The 15012-nt window shown below is 65.4% G+C and carries 15 protein-coding genes; 7 read left to right on the top strand and 8 right to left on the bottom strand.

The genetic code is table 11. The features are described 5' to 3' along the window. The first annotated feature begins 33 nt into the window (after positions 1–33). Entirely contained in the window at positions 34–2511 is a 2478-nt protein-coding gene (locus ACQKOE_RS12350) for a TonB-dependent receptor (RefSeq protein ID WP_427513048.1), read from the top strand. Positions 2512–2566: 55 nt separating this feature from the next. Here the strand turns inward: ACQKOE_RS12350 and ACQKOE_RS12345 are convergent, their stop codons facing one another. From ACQKOE_RS12345 to ACQKOE_RS12325, 5 genes are read right to left on the bottom strand one after another with little or no spacing between them, the layout of a single operon-like run. Beyond that, entirely contained in the window at positions 2567–3034 is a 468-nt protein-coding gene (locus tag ACQKOE_RS12345; protein ID WP_427513047.1) for a YbaK/EbsC family protein, read from the bottom strand. After that, positions 3031–3495 carry a low molecular weight protein-tyrosine-phosphatase gene (locus ACQKOE_RS12340; RefSeq protein ID WP_427513046.1) on the bottom strand — a complete coding sequence of 155 codons (465 nt, stop codon included), beginning with the start codon at positions 3493–3495 and terminating at the stop codon, positions 3031–3033. Before ACQKOE_RS12340 ends, ACQKOE_RS12345 begins: the two co-directional genes overlap by 4 nt. Further along, positions 3488–3766 carry a hypothetical protein gene (locus tag ACQKOE_RS12335; RefSeq protein WP_427513045.1) on the bottom strand — a complete coding sequence of 93 codons (279 nt, stop codon included), beginning with the start codon at positions 3764–3766 and terminating at the stop codon, positions 3488–3490. The genes ACQKOE_RS12340 and ACQKOE_RS12335 overlap by 8 nt, the downstream gene beginning before the upstream one ends. A gap of 1 nt (position 3767) precedes the next feature. Then, positions 3768–5324, bottom strand: a complete 1557-nt coding sequence (ubiB, locus tag ACQKOE_RS12330; protein ID WP_427513044.1) for a 2-polyprenylphenol 6-hydroxylase — start codon at positions 5322–5324, stop codon at positions 3768–3770. Between the two features lies 1 nt (position 5325). Beyond that, positions 5326–6057, bottom strand: a complete 732-nt coding sequence (locus ACQKOE_RS12325) for a class I SAM-dependent methyltransferase (RefSeq protein ID WP_427513043.1) — start codon at positions 6055–6057, stop codon at positions 5326–5328. A 116-nt stretch (positions 6058–6173) separates the two neighbouring features. Here ACQKOE_RS12325 and mutM point away from each other — a divergent pair, with 116 nt between their 5' ends. The 3 genes from mutM to dnaA all read left to right on the top strand — a co-directional run bounded on the left by mutM (position 6174) and on the right by dnaA (position 9270). Continuing rightward, positions 6174–6989: a bifunctional DNA-formamidopyrimidine glycosylase/DNA-(apurinic or apyrimidinic site) lyase gene (gene mutM / locus ACQKOE_RS12320; protein WP_427513042.1), complete on the top strand. Its 816-nt coding sequence runs from the start codon at positions 6174–6176 to the stop codon at positions 6987–6989. A 104-nt stretch (positions 6990–7093) separates the two neighbouring features. Further along, entirely contained in the window at positions 7094–7354 is a 261-nt protein-coding gene (gene rpsT, locus ACQKOE_RS12315; protein ID WP_374591873.1) for a 30S ribosomal protein S20, read from the top strand. A gap of 443 nt (positions 7355–7797) precedes the next feature. Further along, positions 7798–9270, top strand: a complete 1473-nt coding sequence (dnaA, locus tag ACQKOE_RS12310) for a chromosomal replication initiator protein DnaA (RefSeq protein WP_427513041.1) — start codon at positions 7798–7800, stop codon at positions 9268–9270. Between the two features lie 204 nt (positions 9271–9474). Here the strand turns inward: dnaA and ACQKOE_RS12305 are convergent, their stop codons facing one another. Both ACQKOE_RS12305 and ACQKOE_RS12300 read right to left on the bottom strand, forming a co-directional pair. Beyond that, positions 9475–10245 (bottom strand): glucose 1-dehydrogenase, encoded by a 771-nt coding sequence (locus tag ACQKOE_RS12305; protein WP_427513040.1) that lies wholly within the window; start codon positions 10243–10245, stop codon positions 9475–9477. Positions 10246–10248: 3 nt separating this feature from the next. After that, positions 10249–11943, bottom strand: a complete 1695-nt coding sequence (locus ACQKOE_RS12300) for a class I adenylate-forming enzyme family protein (protein WP_427513039.1) — start codon at positions 11941–11943, stop codon at positions 10249–10251. Positions 11944–12047: 104 nt separating this feature from the next. On the opposite strand from ACQKOE_RS12300, the gene ACQKOE_RS12295 reads away from it, so the two are divergent. Next, entirely contained in the window at positions 12048–12821 is a 774-nt protein-coding gene (locus ACQKOE_RS12295) for a HesA/MoeB/ThiF family protein (RefSeq protein WP_427513038.1), read from the top strand. Here ACQKOE_RS12295 and ACQKOE_RS12290 read toward each other — a convergent pair. Further along, entirely contained in the window at positions 12807–13511 is a 705-nt protein-coding gene (locus ACQKOE_RS12290; RefSeq protein ID WP_427513037.1) for an NAD-dependent deacylase, read from the bottom strand. The genes ACQKOE_RS12295 and ACQKOE_RS12290 overlap by 15 nt on opposite strands. Before the next feature lie 122 nt (positions 13512–13633). Here ACQKOE_RS12290 and dapB point away from each other — a divergent pair, with 122 nt between their 5' ends. Both dapB and nth read left to right on the top strand, forming a co-directional pair. Continuing rightward, positions 13634–14362 (top strand): 4-hydroxy-tetrahydrodipicolinate reductase, encoded by a 729-nt coding sequence (dapB, locus tag ACQKOE_RS12285; RefSeq protein WP_427513036.1) that lies wholly within the window; start codon positions 13634–13636, stop codon positions 14360–14362. Further along, a complete protein-coding gene (nth, locus tag ACQKOE_RS12280; RefSeq protein ID WP_374591887.1) occupies positions 14359–15006 on the top strand; it encodes an endonuclease III in 648 nt (215 codons plus the stop codon). Before dapB ends, nth begins: the two co-directional genes overlap by 4 nt. Positions 15007–15012: the final 6 nt, after the last annotated feature.

Genomic DNA, 15012 nt, shown 5'->3' with positions numbered 1-15012 from the left:
GCCGAAACCCGGGTCCAATAAGGGGGGAAATCCATGCGTATCGCCACTCGCCGCGCGTCTTTTGCGGCACTTCTGACCACTACGGCGCTGATCGCCAGCCCTGCAATCGCCCAGAGCGCTGCGGACGAAGTCGATCCCAACGAAATCGTTGTGACCGCGCAAAAGCGCGCGGAAAGCTTGCAGAACGTGCCGATTTCGATCCAGGCGATCGGAACGGCGAAGCTGGAACAGCTGAACATCTCCAACTTCAGCGGCTATGCGCAGCAGCTGCCTTCGGTCACGTTCCAGGGCACCGGCACGCCGGGCGTCAACGTGATCTACATGCGCGGTGTTGCCTCGGGCGGGGACGGCAACCACTCCGGCTCGCTGCCTTCGGTCGGCGTCTATCTGGACGAACAGCCGGTCACCACGATCGGCGGCAACCTTGACGTCCATGTCTATGACATTGCCCGCATCGAAAGCCTGTCGGGCCCGCAAGGCACGCTCTACGGCGCATCGTCGCAGGCCGGCACGATCCGCATCATCACCAACAAGCCGGACACTTCGGGCTTCTACGGCGGCGCCGATGCCGAAGTGAACACGGTTGCGCACGGCGATGTCGGCGGAAAGTTCGAATTCTTCGCCAATGCCCCGCTCAGCGAGAACGCTGCACTGCGCGTGGTCGGCTTCTACAAGCGCGATGCTGGCTTCATTGACAACGTCCCGGGTACGCGCGCCTTCCTGCCGCAGCCCGGCGGTATCGTGATCAACAATGCTGCCTTCGTGAAGGAAGACTACAACCCGACGGAAACCTATGGCGGCCGCGCTGCCCTGGGTATCGAACTGGACGATAACTGGACCGTCACTCCGGCGGTGATGTACCAGAACACCAAGTCCAAGGGCATGTACGCCTTCGATCCTTCCGTCGGCGATCTGGAAGTGCAGCACTTCTTCCCGGAATACCGCGATGACAAGTTTGTCCAGGCGGCGCTGACGATCGAAGGCAAGATCGGCAGCTGGGACCTGACCTATGCCGGGGCTTATCTTGACCGCAAGACCTTCAGCTCCAGCGACTATACCGACTATGCCGAAGCCTATGATGCGCTCTATGCCGATTACGGCGGCAATGCCGGCTATTTCTATTTCTCGGACTCGCTGGGCAACACGATCAACCCCAGCCAGAATGTGATCGGCAGTGACCACTTCAAGAAGGTCAGCCAGGAACTGCGCATCGCCTCGCCGTCGGAAAACCGCCTGCGTCTGGTCGCGGGCCTGTTCTGGCAGCGCCAGTCGAACGAGATCTACCAGGACTACAAGGTTGCCAATCTCGATCCGGCCCTTTCGGTCAATGGATCGCCGGGGACCCTGTGGCTGACCAAGCAGGACCGTGTGGACCGCGACTATGCGGCCTTCGGTGAACTCAGCTATGACCTGACCGACAAGCTGACTGCCACGGCAGGCGTTCGCGCGTTCAAGTATGACAATACGCTGATCGGGTTCTTCGGCTTTGGCCGCAATCCGGCAGACAATTATTCGGCAACGCCTTACAATCCGGCGGGTTCTTCGCGCACCGGCGTGGCCGGGTGCTTCACCACCACCGGTTCGCGTCTGCGTCCGCTGGCGGGCACTCCGGGCGTTACCCTGTTCCCGGCAGCCGTTGATGGCAGCCCCTGCACCAACCTGGGCGTGTGGAACGGCAGCGGTGTCGATCCGGTCCAGGCCGAGGGTGACGGTTTCACCTGGCGCGGCAACCTGACCTACAAGCCCAACAGCGACCTGATGGTCTATGCCACCGCGTCCAAGGGCTTCCGTCCGGGCGGGATCAACCGCCGTGCCGACGTTCCGGCCTATGATCCGGACTTCCTCTACAATTACGAACTGGGGTGGAAGGCCACGCTGGCTCCGGGTCTGCGCCTGAACGGTGCGGTCTATCAGCAGAACTGGAAGAAGTTCCAGTTCAGCTTCCTGGGCGCGAACAGCTTCACCGAAATCCACAACGGCCCGGATGCCCGTATTCGCGGTGTCGACGTTGACCTGGCTTACAATCGCGGGCCGCTCAGCCTGCAGGTCGCAGCGGCCTATACCGATGCGAAAATGACCAAGAACCTGTGTGAGCGCGACGATCCCACCTACACCTGCACCGGTCCGGACAATGCGATCTCATCGCCGGCTGGCACCCGCCTGCCGATCACGCCGAAGTTCAAGATTTCGGGAACGGCCCGCTATACTGCGGAACTGGGCGGAACGACCAAGGCCTATGGCCAGGTCAACGCCGCGCACCAGGGTTCGGCTCCGAGCGAGGTCCGTGCTGGACCGGCGGCCACGATTGGAGAACTGCCGGCCTTCAGCACGGTGAACCTGGCATTCGGCGTGGACTGGGAAAAGCTCAACATCGAACTGTTCGCATCGAACGTGTTCGATGAACGCGGCCAGATTTCGCGCTTCCTGCAATGCGGTCAGTGCGGCCAGCGGCCCTATGTGGTGCCGATCCAGCCGCGCACCATTGGTCTGCGCGTGGGTTACGACTTCTGATTTGACGAGTTGGAGAGGGAAAGCGCCTCGGACCCCACAAGGTTCGGGGCGTTTTTCATTCCGGCAGCTTGCAGACCGAAACCCACCGCGCGCCGACTAGCTGCACCAGCCGCTCCGGTTCTACTTCGACCGAGCTGGTCCGCGTGCCCGCTGCGGGAAAGACCGTGGGATAGGCCAGCAGCGAACGGTCCGCCACGATGGGCAGGTCCGTGGCCAGGCCAAAGGGGCATACCCCGCCGACCGCATGGCCGGTAACCGCCAGCGTCTCCTCCGGATCAAGCATCCGGGGGCGCCCGCCCAGTTCCGCCTTGCACCCCGCGTTGTCGAGCCGCGCATCGCCCCGCGCCAGCAAGAGATAGACCGTTTCGCCCACGCGAAAGGCCAAGGTCTTGGCGATCCGGCCTGGCTCCACCCCCAGAACTTCAGCCGCCTCTGCCACGGTGGCGGTGGAGCGGGAATGATCGATCAGCTTCAGGTCGGGCGCATGGCTTTGCAGCCAGGCCAGCACGCTTTCGCCGCTCATGCCTGAAGCTCCGCCACCAGCGCGCGGGCCGCAGCGCTGACTTCTTTCCAGGTGACCAGAAAGCCGTCCTCGTCGCCGTACCACGGATCGGCGACGGCCTCGCCCGTGCGGCCAGGCACCAAGTCGAGCAGCAGCGATAGCCGGGCCGAGTGCGCGGGCGGGGCGATCCGCTCAAGGTTGCGCAGGTTGGAATGATCGGCGGCCAGGATATGGGTGAACCGGTCAAAGTCCGCGGCGCTTGCCTGCCGCCCGCGATAGCCGGAAATGTCGATGCCGAACCGCGCCGCCGTGCGGATCGCGCGCGGGTCGGGTGGCTCGCCGACATGGTAGTCCGCCGTTCCGGCCGAATCGACCGTTACCCGCAGTCCCGCCTTGGCCGCTTCGGCGCGGAAGGCCGCTTCGGCCAGCGGGGAACGGCAGATATTGCCCAGGCAGACGAACAGCACTGCCGGTTCAGTCATCGCCCTCTCCGAACCGTTCCAGCCGGAAGGCGGCGCTCAGGTAATCCTCCGCAGCGGCCTTCAGTTGCGGCTCCTCGGCAAAGGCATCGGCGGGCAGCGGGGCCAGATCGAACGCGTGGAGCAGGGTCCACAGCGCGAATTTGCGACCCGGTTCCCGCTCTACCCCGAAAGCGATTTTCAGCTTTTCCAGCGCGCGGTCGAATTCGGCTTCGGTTAGTCTGGACGGGTCTTCGCTGCCGAAGAAGTGGACCAGCAGGGCTTCCAGTTCCATGTCAGAACGCAATCACACCCGTTGCAGCGCCAAGCCAGAGCAGCGCCGCGCCGCCCAGCGCCGCTGCGGCATAGCCCAGCCAGCCCTTGCCTTCGCGGCGGCGTTCCCAGACCAGTTCGATCACCGGCAGCGGCGGTGCTTCGGGCGCGCCGCCCTTGGGCGGGAACTTCTCTTCGATCCGGCGGACCAGGTCGGGCAGGCGCAGCAGCGTTTCGGTATCCTTGCGCAGCCGCTCGGCCAGGGCCGCCTCCGGCCCAAGCTCGTCGCGGATCCATTCGCGGACATAGGGCGCGGCCACGTCCCACATGTTGATCTGCGGATTCAGCTGCGTTGCCAGCCCTTCGACCATGACCATGGTCTTTTGCAGCAGCAAGAGGTGCGGCTGTGTCTGCATGTCGAATTCGCGGGTGATCGCGAACAGGCTGTCGAGCATCTGCCCGACCGACAGTTCGCTGACCGGGCGGCCCCGGGTCGGTTCGCCCACGGCGCGCAGCGCAGTCGCGAATTCGTCGACCGAGTGATAGCTGGGTACGTATTGCGCTTCGAAATGGATTTCGGCCACGCGGCGGTAATTGCCGGTGGTCAGGCCATAGAGGATTTCGGCCAGCCACAGCCGCGCGCGGCGGTCGATCCGGCCCATGATGCCAAAGTCGATCGCGGCAATCGTGCCATCGGGCTGCACGAACAGGTTGCCCTGGTGCATGTCGGCATGGAAATAGCCCAGGCTGATCGCCTGGCGCAGGAAAGTCAGGACCAGATGCTCGCCCAGGGCTGGCAGGTCGTGACCGGCCGCGCGCAGAGCATCGGTCTCGCTGATCTTGATCCCGTCGATCCACTCGATGGTCATCACCCGGCCATTGGTGCGATCCCAATCGACACCGGGCACGCGGTAGCCCTCGGTCGAGGCCATGCGCTCGGCCAGTTCCGAGGCTGAGGCGGCCTCGCGGCGCAGGTCCAGCTCGCGCAGGGTCCAGCGCTTGAAATTGGCAATGACCAGGCGCGGGCGCAGCCTTGCTGCCTCTCCGCCCAGGGCCTCCAGATGGGCAGCGGCCCATTCATAGGTCTGGATGTCTTCGGCGAACTTCTCACGAATGCCGGGGCGCAGCACCTTGACCGCGACGGTCCGCCCGTCGGTGGTCACGGCGCGGTGGACCTGCGCGATGGAGGCCGCGCCGACCGGTTCTTCCTCGATCGAGGCGAACAGGCTTTCCAGGGGCCTCGCAAAGCTGTTCTCGATCTCGCGCCGGATGGCGGCGAAGGGCACTGGCGGCAGGCTGTCCTGCAGGCTCAGCAGATTGTGCGCCGCTTCCTCGCCCACGATGTCGGGCCGGGTGGCGAGCGTCTGGCCCAGCTTGATCGCGGCCGGGCCGATGGCCTGGAAGGCCCCGGCATAGTCGGGCGTGCGCGGCTGGAACGTACCGAGCCGGGCAACGCGGCACAGGCGCTGGACCTGGGCCGGCGTATTCGGGTCCTGCTCGATCCCGCGCAGCGCGCCGTGGCGGGCCAGGATGCGGCCCCAGCGCAGCAGGCGCAGGACATGCGTTGCCGGACGCGTCACCTTAGATCTTCCACCCCGAATGGATCGCGACCAGGCCGCCCAGGATCGGTTCGACCCGCGTGTTCACGAAACCGGCCTGGCGGATCATGGCTTCGAATTCCGGCATGGGCGGAAAGCGGCGGATCGATTCGATCAGGTAGCGATAGCTGTCCGCGTCCCCGGCAATGGCTGAACCCAGGCGCGGGACCAGGTGGTGCGAATAGGCGTCATAGACTTCCTTGAAGCCGGGCCATTCGGTGGTCGAGAATTCCAGGCAGTAGAACCGCCCGCCATGCTTCAGCACGCGGTAGGCTTCGGCCAGGGCCTTGTCGATGTGGGTGACGTTCCGGATGCCGAAAGCGATGGTATAGGCATCGAAGAAGCGGTCCGGAAAAGTCAGGACTTCGGCATTCTGGCGCGACCAGACCAGGCTATCCAGCCCGCGTTCCAGCGCGCGTTCGATGCCGACGTCCAGCATGTCCTGGTTGATGTCCGACACGGTGATCGTCGCGCCACGCGCGGCCATGCGAAAGGCGATGTCGCCCGTTCCGCCCGCCATGTCGAGGATCTGCTCGCCCGGCTGCGGCTTTACGCGGCGGACGAACTTGTCCTTCCACAGCCGGTGCATGCCTGCCGACATCGCATCGTTCATCACGTCGTACTTCTTCGCGACGGACGAGAACACGGCGCCAACCTTCTCGGTCTTCTCCTCGGGAGAGACCTCGTCGTAACCGAAGGATACCTTTTCGCTCATGGCCCGCGCCTTAGCGGCAAGGCGGGCGCGGTGCCAGCGAAAGCGTGCCTGCGCGGCAGGTCAAAACGGGCATAAACCGATTGTCGGGCGTTCATGGAGTGCCTAACCAGCAAGCCATGCCTGAGTTGCCTGAAGTTGAAACGACCGTGCGCGGTCTGGCCCGCTATCTCGATGGTGAGCGGCTGGCGCGCGTTGAAACGCGGCGCGGCGATCTGCGCCGCCCCTTTCCGCCCGAGCTGGTCCAGGTCCTGACCGGCGCAACCGTCACCGGCCTGTCGCGCCGGGCCAAATATGGCCTGATCCATACCGACCGCCGCCAGACCATGGTGTTCCACCTCGGCATGTCCGGGCGGTGGCGAATCGACCCGGACGAACTGGGCAAGCATGACCATCTGGTGCTGGAAACGGGCAGCCGCCACCTGCTGGCCCTGTGCGATCCGCGCCGGTTCGGCTCGGTTGACCTGGTGCCGACCGAGGGCCTCGACAACTGGGCGCCCTTTGCCGCGATGGGGCCGGAGCCGCTGGGGCCGGGCCTGACCGCGGCCTATCTGAACGAGGCGCTGGCCGGACGCGGCGCGGCGATCAAGCTGATGCTGCTCGACCAGCGAATCGTGGCCGGGCTGGGCAACATCTATGTCTGCGAAGCATTGTTCCGGGCGGGCATTTCCCCGGTCAAGGCATCGGGGAAGGTTACGGCTGCGGCCCTTGCGCGACTCGTGCCCGCAATCAAGGCGGTCCTGGCCGAAGCGATCGAGGCCGGGGGATCGACCCTGCGGGACTATGCGCAGCCGGACGGGGAACTGGGCTACTTTTCCAAGCAGTTCGACGTTTACGACCGCGAAGGGCAGCCCTGCGTGCGCTGCGCCGCGCCGATCCGGCGGATCGTGCAGGGCGGGCGCAGCACCTGGTACTGCGCCAAGTGCCAAAAGTGAGAGGAATGCTTGACGATTCGGGGGGGCAGGGTTAAGGGCCGCGCTTCCCGTGGGGCCGATTCCATGTCGGCGCCCCGATTTGCACGAGATTCTTAAGGACGAACATGGCCAATACGCCGCAAGCCAAGAAGCGCATCCGCCGCAACGAACGCCGGGCCGAAATCAACGGCAACCGCATGAGCCGCATCCGCACCTTCGTGAAGAAGGTCGAAAGCGCCCTGGCCGGTGGTGACAAGACCGCTGCTGCCGCTGCTCTGCAGGAAGCTCAGCCGGAACTGGCTCGCGGCGTTGCTCGCGGCGTGCTGCACAAGAACACGGCTGCGCGCAAGCTGTCGCGCCTGACCAAGCGAGTCGCATCGCTCTGATTCGCTTCCCGCGGTCGATTCGCGGGACGAATAAGGAACGATACGGATACAAGGGCCCCGGGGAATCCCGAGGGCCCTTTTGCTTGTGCAGTGCACCCGAAATGCTGCGCTGCATTAATCATATGGAATCTCGCGATTCGCAGGGTGCCGTAGCGGCAAACCCATGGTTTTTAAGGGTTAACTATTCTATCCGAGGATTCCCTTGGCTCCGTTAGAGTCAAGGCGGTTTATTTCAGTTTTTTTACCACGAGCGCCTTGCTCTCGCCGCTGAACCGTCCATAAAAACGGACATGGCCCGGCGGCCTTCGGCTCACCGGGACATCACAGCAAAAAGATAGATTTCATGCATCGGCATGGGCGGCCGGTGTCGGGTGGCGTGCGGCTTCCGTGCGCTGGTGGGTGGTGTTTCGCACGGGGGCGATACGATAGTGACCGGAACAGGTATGAGCGGAGCGCAAGGAAAGCCTTCCGCTGCTTCAAACACAGACGCAGATCGGCTGCGCGAAGAACAGGAAGCCCTGGACCTCGCCGCGGACTGGGCTGACATCAGCCAGGGCCTGCGCAAGGATCTGGGCCAGCAATTGCACAGCCAGTGGATCAAGCCGATCCAGCTGGGCACCATTGCCAAGGACACCGGGACGCTGGACCTGTTCCTGCCGACCGAGTTCAGCGCGAACTGGGTGGCGGACCGCTTTGCCGACCGTCTCTCGCTGGCGTGGAAGATCGCTCGTCCCGATATCCGCAATGTCCGCATTTCCGTCGCGCCGAATCGCCGCGCGCCGCAAGGCCTGCGCTTCGGCAATGGCGAGGGCTCGCGCCGCGAGGCTCCGCTGCCGCAGCCGGGCGATGCGCTGGGCATGGGCGCGGCAGAACTGGGCACCCTGGGCCAGGGCTCGATCGGGCTGGACCCCTCGCTGACCTTCGCCACATTCGTCTCCGGCGCTGCCAATGTGCTGGCCAGCAATGCGGCGCAGCGCATGGCGGCGGTGGAAACCCCGCAGTTCGCGCCGCTCTACCTGAAAGGCGCGACCGGGCAGGGCAAGACGCACCTGCTCCACGCGATCGGCCATGCCTATCTGGCGGCCCATCCGCGCGCACGCATCTTCTACTGCTCGGCCGAGCGGTTCATGGTCGAATTCGTCCAGGCCCTGCGCCAGAACCAGACCATCGAATTCAAGGCCCGCCTGCGCGGCTTTGACCTGCTGCTGGTGGACGACATCCAGTTCATCATCGGCAAGGCGAGCGCCCAGGAAGAGCTGCTCTACACGATCGATGCCCTGCTCGCCGAAGGCAAGCGGCTGGTCTTTGCCGCCGACCGTGCGCCCCAGGCGCTCGACGGGGTGGAACAACGCCTGCTCTCGCGCCTGTCGATGGGCCTGGTGGCTGACATCCAGCCCGCCGACATCGAACTGCGCCGCGCGATCCTGGAGCACCGCCTGCAGCGCTTCAGCCCGGCGCACGTGCCTTCGGACGTGGTCGAATTCCTCGCCCGCACGATCAACCGCAACGTGCGCGAACTGGTCGGCGGCCTGAACAAGCTGATCGCCTATGCCCAGCTGACCGGCCAGGCCGTGTCGCTGCAACTGGCCGAAGAACAACTGACCGATATCCTTTCGGCCAACCGCCGCCGGATCACCATTGACGAGATCCAGCGCACCGTCTGCCAGTTCTACCGGGTCGAACGGACCGAAATGGCCAGCAAGCGCCGCGCCCGCGCCGTGGTCCGGCCGCGCCAGGTGGCGATGTATCTGGCCAAGGTGCTCACCCCGCGCTCCTACCCGGAAATCGGCCGCAAGTTCGGCGGGCGCGATCATTCCACCGTGATCCATGCGGTGCGCCTGATCGAAGACCTGCGCACCCGCGATGCCGATATGGACGGCGACGTGCGCAGCCTGCTGCGCCAGCTGGAAAGCTGAACCGGATAATCCTCCCTGTCGGCGCAGCCGATGGGGAGGGGGACCGCGCCGCAGGCGTGGTGGAGGGGCCAGCGTTTCGCAATTGCCCCTCCGTCAGCCCTACGGGCTGCCACCTCCCCATTGGCTGCGCCAACAGGGAGGAATTCTTCCTCAGCTTATCTTCCGTGGGTCCACTGCTGTTCCACAGTGCTTTCCACAGGCGGGCTAGGCGCTAAGCCCGCCGTCGACCACCAGTTCGCTGCCGGTGCAGAAAGCCGAGCGATCCCCGGCCAGGAAGACCACTGCGTCAGCGACGTTCTGCGGCTCACCCAGGTGGCCCAGCGGGTGCATGGCCGAGACATTGGCCAGCGTCTCGTTGTTGCCCGCGCCCTGGGCCACGGCGAAATCGTCGATCAGTTTGCGGCCCATGTCGGTATCGATCACCGCCGGATGCACCGAATTGACCCGGATGCGCGCGGCGGCCAGCTCCTTGGCGCAGCCCTTGGTGAACAGGCGGACCGCGCCCTTGGTGCTGTTGTAGCAGGTGCCGCCCGCAGCCCCTTCGATCCCCGCCACGGATGACAGGTTCACGATGGCCGTGCCGCCGCGCCACAGGTGGGCGCGCTCGGCCAGCAGCGGGATCGCCGCGCGGGTGCCCAGGAACACCCCTTCGCAGTTGACGGCATGAAGCCGCCGCCAGTCATCCAGCGTGGTCTCCAGGATCGGCTTGAACAGCCATAGCCCGGCATTGTTGACCAGGACGTCGAGCCCGCCGAGTTCGCTGCGGACCCAGTCCATCGTCGCCGCCCAGTCCGCTTCGCTCGTTACGTCGAGCGCGCGGGCCACGCCGCCGATCTCGGAAGCCAGGTCTTCCGGCGCGGCCAGGTCGGTTACGGCAACCTTGGCTCCCGCAGCGGCCAGGGCGCGGGCCGTGGCAGCGCCTAGCCCCTTGGCGGCGCCGGTGACGAGGGCGATGCGTCCGTCAAGATCGCCCACGGCTCAGGCCTCCACCACTTGCTTGCTCAGCTCGTCGCGCAGCTCGCGGCGGAGGAACTTGCCGCTGGCATTGCGCGGCAGGGGCTGGTCCATGAACCAGACATAGCGCGGCACCTTGTGCTTGCTCATGTGCTCGGCGCAGTGGGCGATCACGTCCTGCGGGCTGGCGGTTTCGCCCGGCTTCATCACCACGGCCACGCCGACCTCTTCGCCCAGGCGCTGGTCCGGCACGCCGAACACGCAGCATTCGGCCACGCCGGGATAGCGATAGATGCAGGCTTCCACCTCGGTGCACGAGATGTTCTCGCCGCCGCGAATCACCAGGTCCTTCTTGCGGTCGACGATGTAGATGAAGCCATCCTCGTCGATCCGGGCGACGTCCCCAGTGTGGAGCCAGCCATCGGTGATGGTCTGGGCTGTCGCATCGGGGCGGTTGATATAGCCCTTGATCACCGGGGTGCCCTTGACCCAAAGTTCGCCCGCTTCGCCCAGCGGCAGTTCATTGCCGTCATCGTCCACCACCTTCACTTCGAAGCTGGGCATGGCGGGGCCGGCGCTGTCTGGGCGGTCGACGAAGAAGTCGCCCGATACCGAGGTGATGATCCCGCAAGTCTCGGTCATGCCATAGCCAGTGGTCGGCCGCGCGGTTTTCACCGCTTCGTCGATCTTCAGCACCAGATCGGGCGGAACCTGGGCGCCCCCGCCGGACAGGCCGGTTAGCGTCGAGGTATCGGTCTTGGCAAAGTCCGGGTGGTTGATCAGCTCGCGGCTCATCACCGGAACGCCGCTGATGCTGGTGATCTTGTGCTTTTCGACCAGCTTCAGCGCCTCGCCCGCGTCCCACTTGTACATGAGGACCATCATGCCGCCTGCCGCGCTGGTCAGGTAGGCACCGCAATTGTTGGCGGTGACGTGGAACAGCGGGGTGGTCAGCAGGGTCACCGGCGGGGGCGGATCGGCGGGCGGTGCTTCACCCGTGGCGCGCTCCACCGCCAGGGCCTGGGCCATGGTCGAATAGAGCATGTTCATCAGGTTGGCGATGCAGCCCCGGTGGGTCAGCTGCGCGCCCTTGGGAAAGCCGGTCGTGCCGCTGGTGTAGAAGATGCAGGCGTCCGAATCGGGATCGACCGTCACTTGCGGCATGGTGCCGCCGCGCGCGATCACCTCGGCATAGGGGATCACGTCTGCCGGATAGTCATCCAGCCGCACGCCGACCACGGCCATGTCGCCAGCATATTGGCACTCGCGCAGGCGGGCGAGACGCTCCTTGTCGGCAAACAGCACCTTGGGCTCGGCGTCCTTCAGCGCATAGTCCAGCTCTTCAGCGGTCCACCACGCGTTCAGCCCGGCGACGGCGACCCCGATCGAGGTGCAGGCCCAATAGATCACCATCCATTCCGGGAAGTTGCGCATGGCAATCGCCACCCGGTCGCCGGGGCGCACGCCGCGATCCCACAGCCAGTTCGCAATCGACGCCGCATGGGCATGGGCCTGGGCATAGGTCAGCACGTCGCCTTCATAGGCGAGGTAGGGGCGATCCCCCCAGGCAGCGGTGGAGAGCCAGAATTCGCGCACCGATGGCGGCGCATTCTTGAACGCGCGCACCTTGCGCCCAAGCGATTCGATCTCGACGATTTCGAACTGTCCGCCTGGACCGGTCAATTCCTCGCGCACCTGGCGCAACTGTGCGTAATGCATCTCTCATCCCGTTCTTGTTAATTGAACGATTAAGTGCCGCATTGCCGGGGCCTGGGCAAGACACTTCGTTTGCGGCGCGGCGCAAATCGCCTAAAGCGCGAAGCATGGCGCTTTCACCTGACCGACTGGACCGTTTCGCCCGCCATATCGTGCTGCCCGAAGTGGGCGGCGTGGGGCAGGTCGCCCTGGCCGAGGCCCACGTCGTGCTGATCGGCTGCGGCGGGATCGGCAGTCCGGCCTTGCAGTATCTCGCTGCGGCAGGAGTGGGGCGGTTGACCCTGATCGACGATGACGTGGTCGACCTGTCGAACCTGCAACGCCAGACCGTCTTTGCCGAGGCGGACCTGGGCAGGCCCAAGGCGCAAGCGGCGGCGGACTGGGTGGCGCGTTTCGACGCGGCGCTGGAGTGCAAGGCCGTGGTGGGGCGGATTACTGCCGACAATGCCGCCGAGTTGCTGGCCGGAGCGGACCTGGTGCTGGACGGCTGCGACAACTTTGCCACGCGGCTGGCGGTGTCCGATGCCTGCGTGCGGCTGGGCATTCCACTAACCAGCGCCGCCGTGGGCCGGTTCCAGGGCCAGGTGGCGAACTTTGCCGGCCATCTGGAAGGGCAGTCCTGCTATCGCTGCTTTGTCGGCGATGCCTTCGATGCCGAGGATTGCGACACCTGCGCCGCCGACGGCGTGCTGGGCGCGCTGGTCGGCATGATGGGCGCCTTTGCCGCGATGCAGGCGATCCGCGTGATCCTGGCGGGCAAGACCGAACTCGGCGATCCCCAGTGGGGCCGGTTGCACCTGTTCGAAGGACTGGTGCCCAGCCTGCGCACGATGAAGATTGCGAAAGATCCGGACTGCCGGGGCTGCTCAGGCGAAGCCTAGCATTTCATCCACCCAGGCGGGGACCACTTCGGTGGCAGGACCAAGCCGCGATTCGTGGAACCAGTGCGATCCCTGGCTCCGCTCCAGGTTCAGCTCCAGCGTTCGCGCGCCCAGTTCGCGCGCGTTCTGGACGAAGCCCGCCGCCGGATAGACCGCACCCGAAGTGCCGATGGAAACGAACAGGTCTGCCTCGCGCAGCGCTGCATAGATCTCGCCCATGCGGTAGGGCATTTCGCCGAACCAGACGACATCGGGGCGTAGCGTGGGGGCGGCGCAGGCCGGACAGGCGGGGCGGTCTATCAGCGGGCCGGTCCAGCGGCTGCGGATATCGCAGCTGGTGCACCAAGCGTTGAGGTGTTCGCCGTGCATATGCAGCACCCGGCGCGATCCGCCGCGTTCATGCAGGTCATCGACGTTCTGGGTCACCAGCAGCAGGTTCCCCGGCCATTCCGCCTCCAGCCGCGCGAGGGCCGTGTGGGCGGCATTGGGCTGCTTCTCCTGAATGGCCGCGCGGCGCATGTCGTAGAAGCGCAGGACCAGATCGGGATCGCGGGCGAAGGCTTCGGGCGTGGCGACGTCCTCCACCCGGTGCTGTTCCCACAGCCCGCCGCCGCCGCGAAAGGTGTCGATCCCGCTTTCGGCAGAGATTCCGGCCCCGGTCAGGATCACGATGTTGCGGATTTGCTGCATTCCTGTCTCCAGCCGTGTCATGCTGAACTTGTTTCAGCATCCATTGTGCCCCAAGGACAGGTCTGGATTTGCGGCACCATGGACCCTGAAACAAGTTCAGGGTGACGATCAAGAGGTGGGACATGGCAAGGATCGGGATCATCGGCAGCGCCGGGCGCATGGGGCAGGCCCTGGCCGATGCGATTGCGGCGGCGGGCGAAGTGCATTCGGGCGGCGTAGACAAGGGCGATGACGTTCTGGCCCTGGCCCGCAGCAGCGACGTGCTGGTCGATTTCTCCGCTCCGGCTGCCCTGGAAGGCAATCTGGATGCGGCGATGGAAGGCGGGATTCCGATCGTGGTCGGGACGACCGGCCTGGAAGAACGCCACCACTGGCTGTGCGACAATGCCGCCGAACAGATCGCTGTATTGCAGACCGGCAATACCTCGCTTGGCGTGACCCTGCTGGCCCATCTGGTGCGCGAAGCGGCGAGCCGCCTGGGCGAGGACTGGGACATCGAAGTGGTCGAAACCCACCACCGCATGAAGGTCGACGCGCCTTCGGGCACGGCGCTGCTGCTGGGCGAAGCGGCGGCAAAGGGCCGGGGGATCGACCTGGCCAGCCATTCCGACCGGGGCCGCGACGGGATTACGGGCGCGCGCAAGGCAGGCAACATCGGCTTCGCCGCCCTGCGCGGCGGTAGCGTGGCCGGGGACCACACGGTCCATTTCCTCGCCGATGATGAGCGGATTGCCCTGTCGCACCTCGCCGAAAACCGCCGCATCTTTGCCAAGGGCGCGATCCGCGCCGCGCAGTGGCTGATTGGCAAGCCTGTTGGCCGTTATACCATGCCCGAGGTGCTGGGCCTTTGAAGCAGGCGGACATTTTCGAATTCTTCCGCCGCCTGGCCGAGGACAATCCCGCGCCGGAAACGGAACTGGAATTCGGCAATACCTATCAGCTGCTGGTCGCGGTCGTGCTCTCGGCCCAGTCCACCGACGTCGGCGTCAACAAGGCAACCCGCGAACTGTTCAAGACCGTTACGACCCCGGCGCAGATGGTCGCGCTGGGGGAGGAGGGGCTGAAGCAGCACATCAAGACCATCGGCCTGTTCAATTCCAAGGCGAAGAACGTGATCGCCCTGTCGGAAATCCTGGTCCGCGATTTCGGGGGCGAGGTTCCGGCTGACCGCGACGTGCTGACCAGCCTGCCGGGGGTGGGGCGCAAGACGGCCAACGTGGTGATGAACAGCGCGTTCGGAGCGGAAACCTTCGCGGTCGATACGCACATCTTCCGCGTTTCCAACCGCACCGGCCTGGCCAAGGGCAAGACCCCGCTGGCCGTGGAAAAGGGGCTGGAGAAGAAAGTCCCCGGCCCTTTTCGCGTCGGCGCGCACCACTGGCTGATCCTGCACGGCCGCTACATCTGCAAGGCCCGCACGCCCGAATGCTGGCGTTGTCCGGTGGTGGACCTTTGCGCCTTCAAGCCCAAGGTGCTGGAGCCGAAGCGGAAGTAGACGGCC

It is taken from the genome of Novosphingobium sp. NPDC080210 (assembly GCF_050281025.1).
Classification (GTDB): Bacteria; Pseudomonadota; Alphaproteobacteria; order Sphingomonadales; family Sphingomonadaceae; genus Novosphingobium.
Note: the sequence above shows the minus strand (reverse complement) of the source record. Positions and strands in the feature narration are given on the sequence as shown.

What these genes read in the sequence shown, in the direction of transcription:
- ACQKOE_RS12290 (WP_427513037.1), bottom strand. Translation starts at nt 13,511, where the DNA reads ATGCAGCAAATCCGCAACATCGTGATCCTGACCGGGGCCGGAATCTCT.
- rpsT (WP_374591873.1), top strand. Translation starts at nt 7,094, where the DNA reads ATGGCCAATACGCCGCAAGCCAAGAAGCGCATCCGCCGCAACGAACGC.
- ACQKOE_RS12295 (WP_427513038.1), top strand. Translation starts at nt 12,048, where the DNA reads ATGGCGCTTTCACCTGACCGACTGGACCGTTTCGCCCGCCATATCGTG.
- ACQKOE_RS12335 (WP_427513045.1), bottom strand. Translation starts at nt 3,766, where the DNA reads ATGGAACTGGAAGCCCTGCTGGTCCACTTCTTCGGCAGCGAAGACCCG.
- mutM (WP_427513042.1), top strand. Translation starts at nt 6,174, where the DNA reads ATGCCTGAGTTGCCTGAAGTTGAAACGACCGTGCGCGGTCTGGCCCGC.
- ACQKOE_RS12350 (WP_427513048.1), top strand. Translation starts at nt 34, where the DNA reads ATGCGTATCGCCACTCGCCGCGCGTCTTTTGCGGCACTTCTGACCACT.
- ACQKOE_RS12300 (WP_427513039.1), bottom strand. Translation starts at nt 11,943, where the DNA reads ATGCATTACGCACAGTTGCGCCAGGTGCGCGAGGAATTGACCGGTCCA.
- dapB (WP_427513036.1), top strand. Translation starts at nt 13,634, where the DNA reads ATGGCAAGGATCGGGATCATCGGCAGCGCCGGGCGCATGGGGCAGGCC.
- ACQKOE_RS12340 (WP_427513046.1), bottom strand. Translation starts at nt 3,495, where the DNA reads ATGACTGAACCGGCAGTGCTGTTCGTCTGCCTGGGCAATATCTGCCGT.
- ACQKOE_RS12325 (WP_427513043.1), bottom strand. Translation starts at nt 6,057, where the DNA reads ATGAGCGAAAAGGTATCCTTCGGTTACGACGAGGTCTCTCCCGAGGAG.
- dnaA (WP_427513041.1), top strand. Translation starts at nt 7,798, where the DNA reads ATGAGCGGAGCGCAAGGAAAGCCTTCCGCTGCTTCAAACACAGACGCA.
- ACQKOE_RS12345 (WP_427513047.1), bottom strand. Translation starts at nt 3,034, where the DNA reads ATGAGCGGCGAAAGCGTGCTGGCCTGGCTGCAAAGCCATGCGCCCGAC.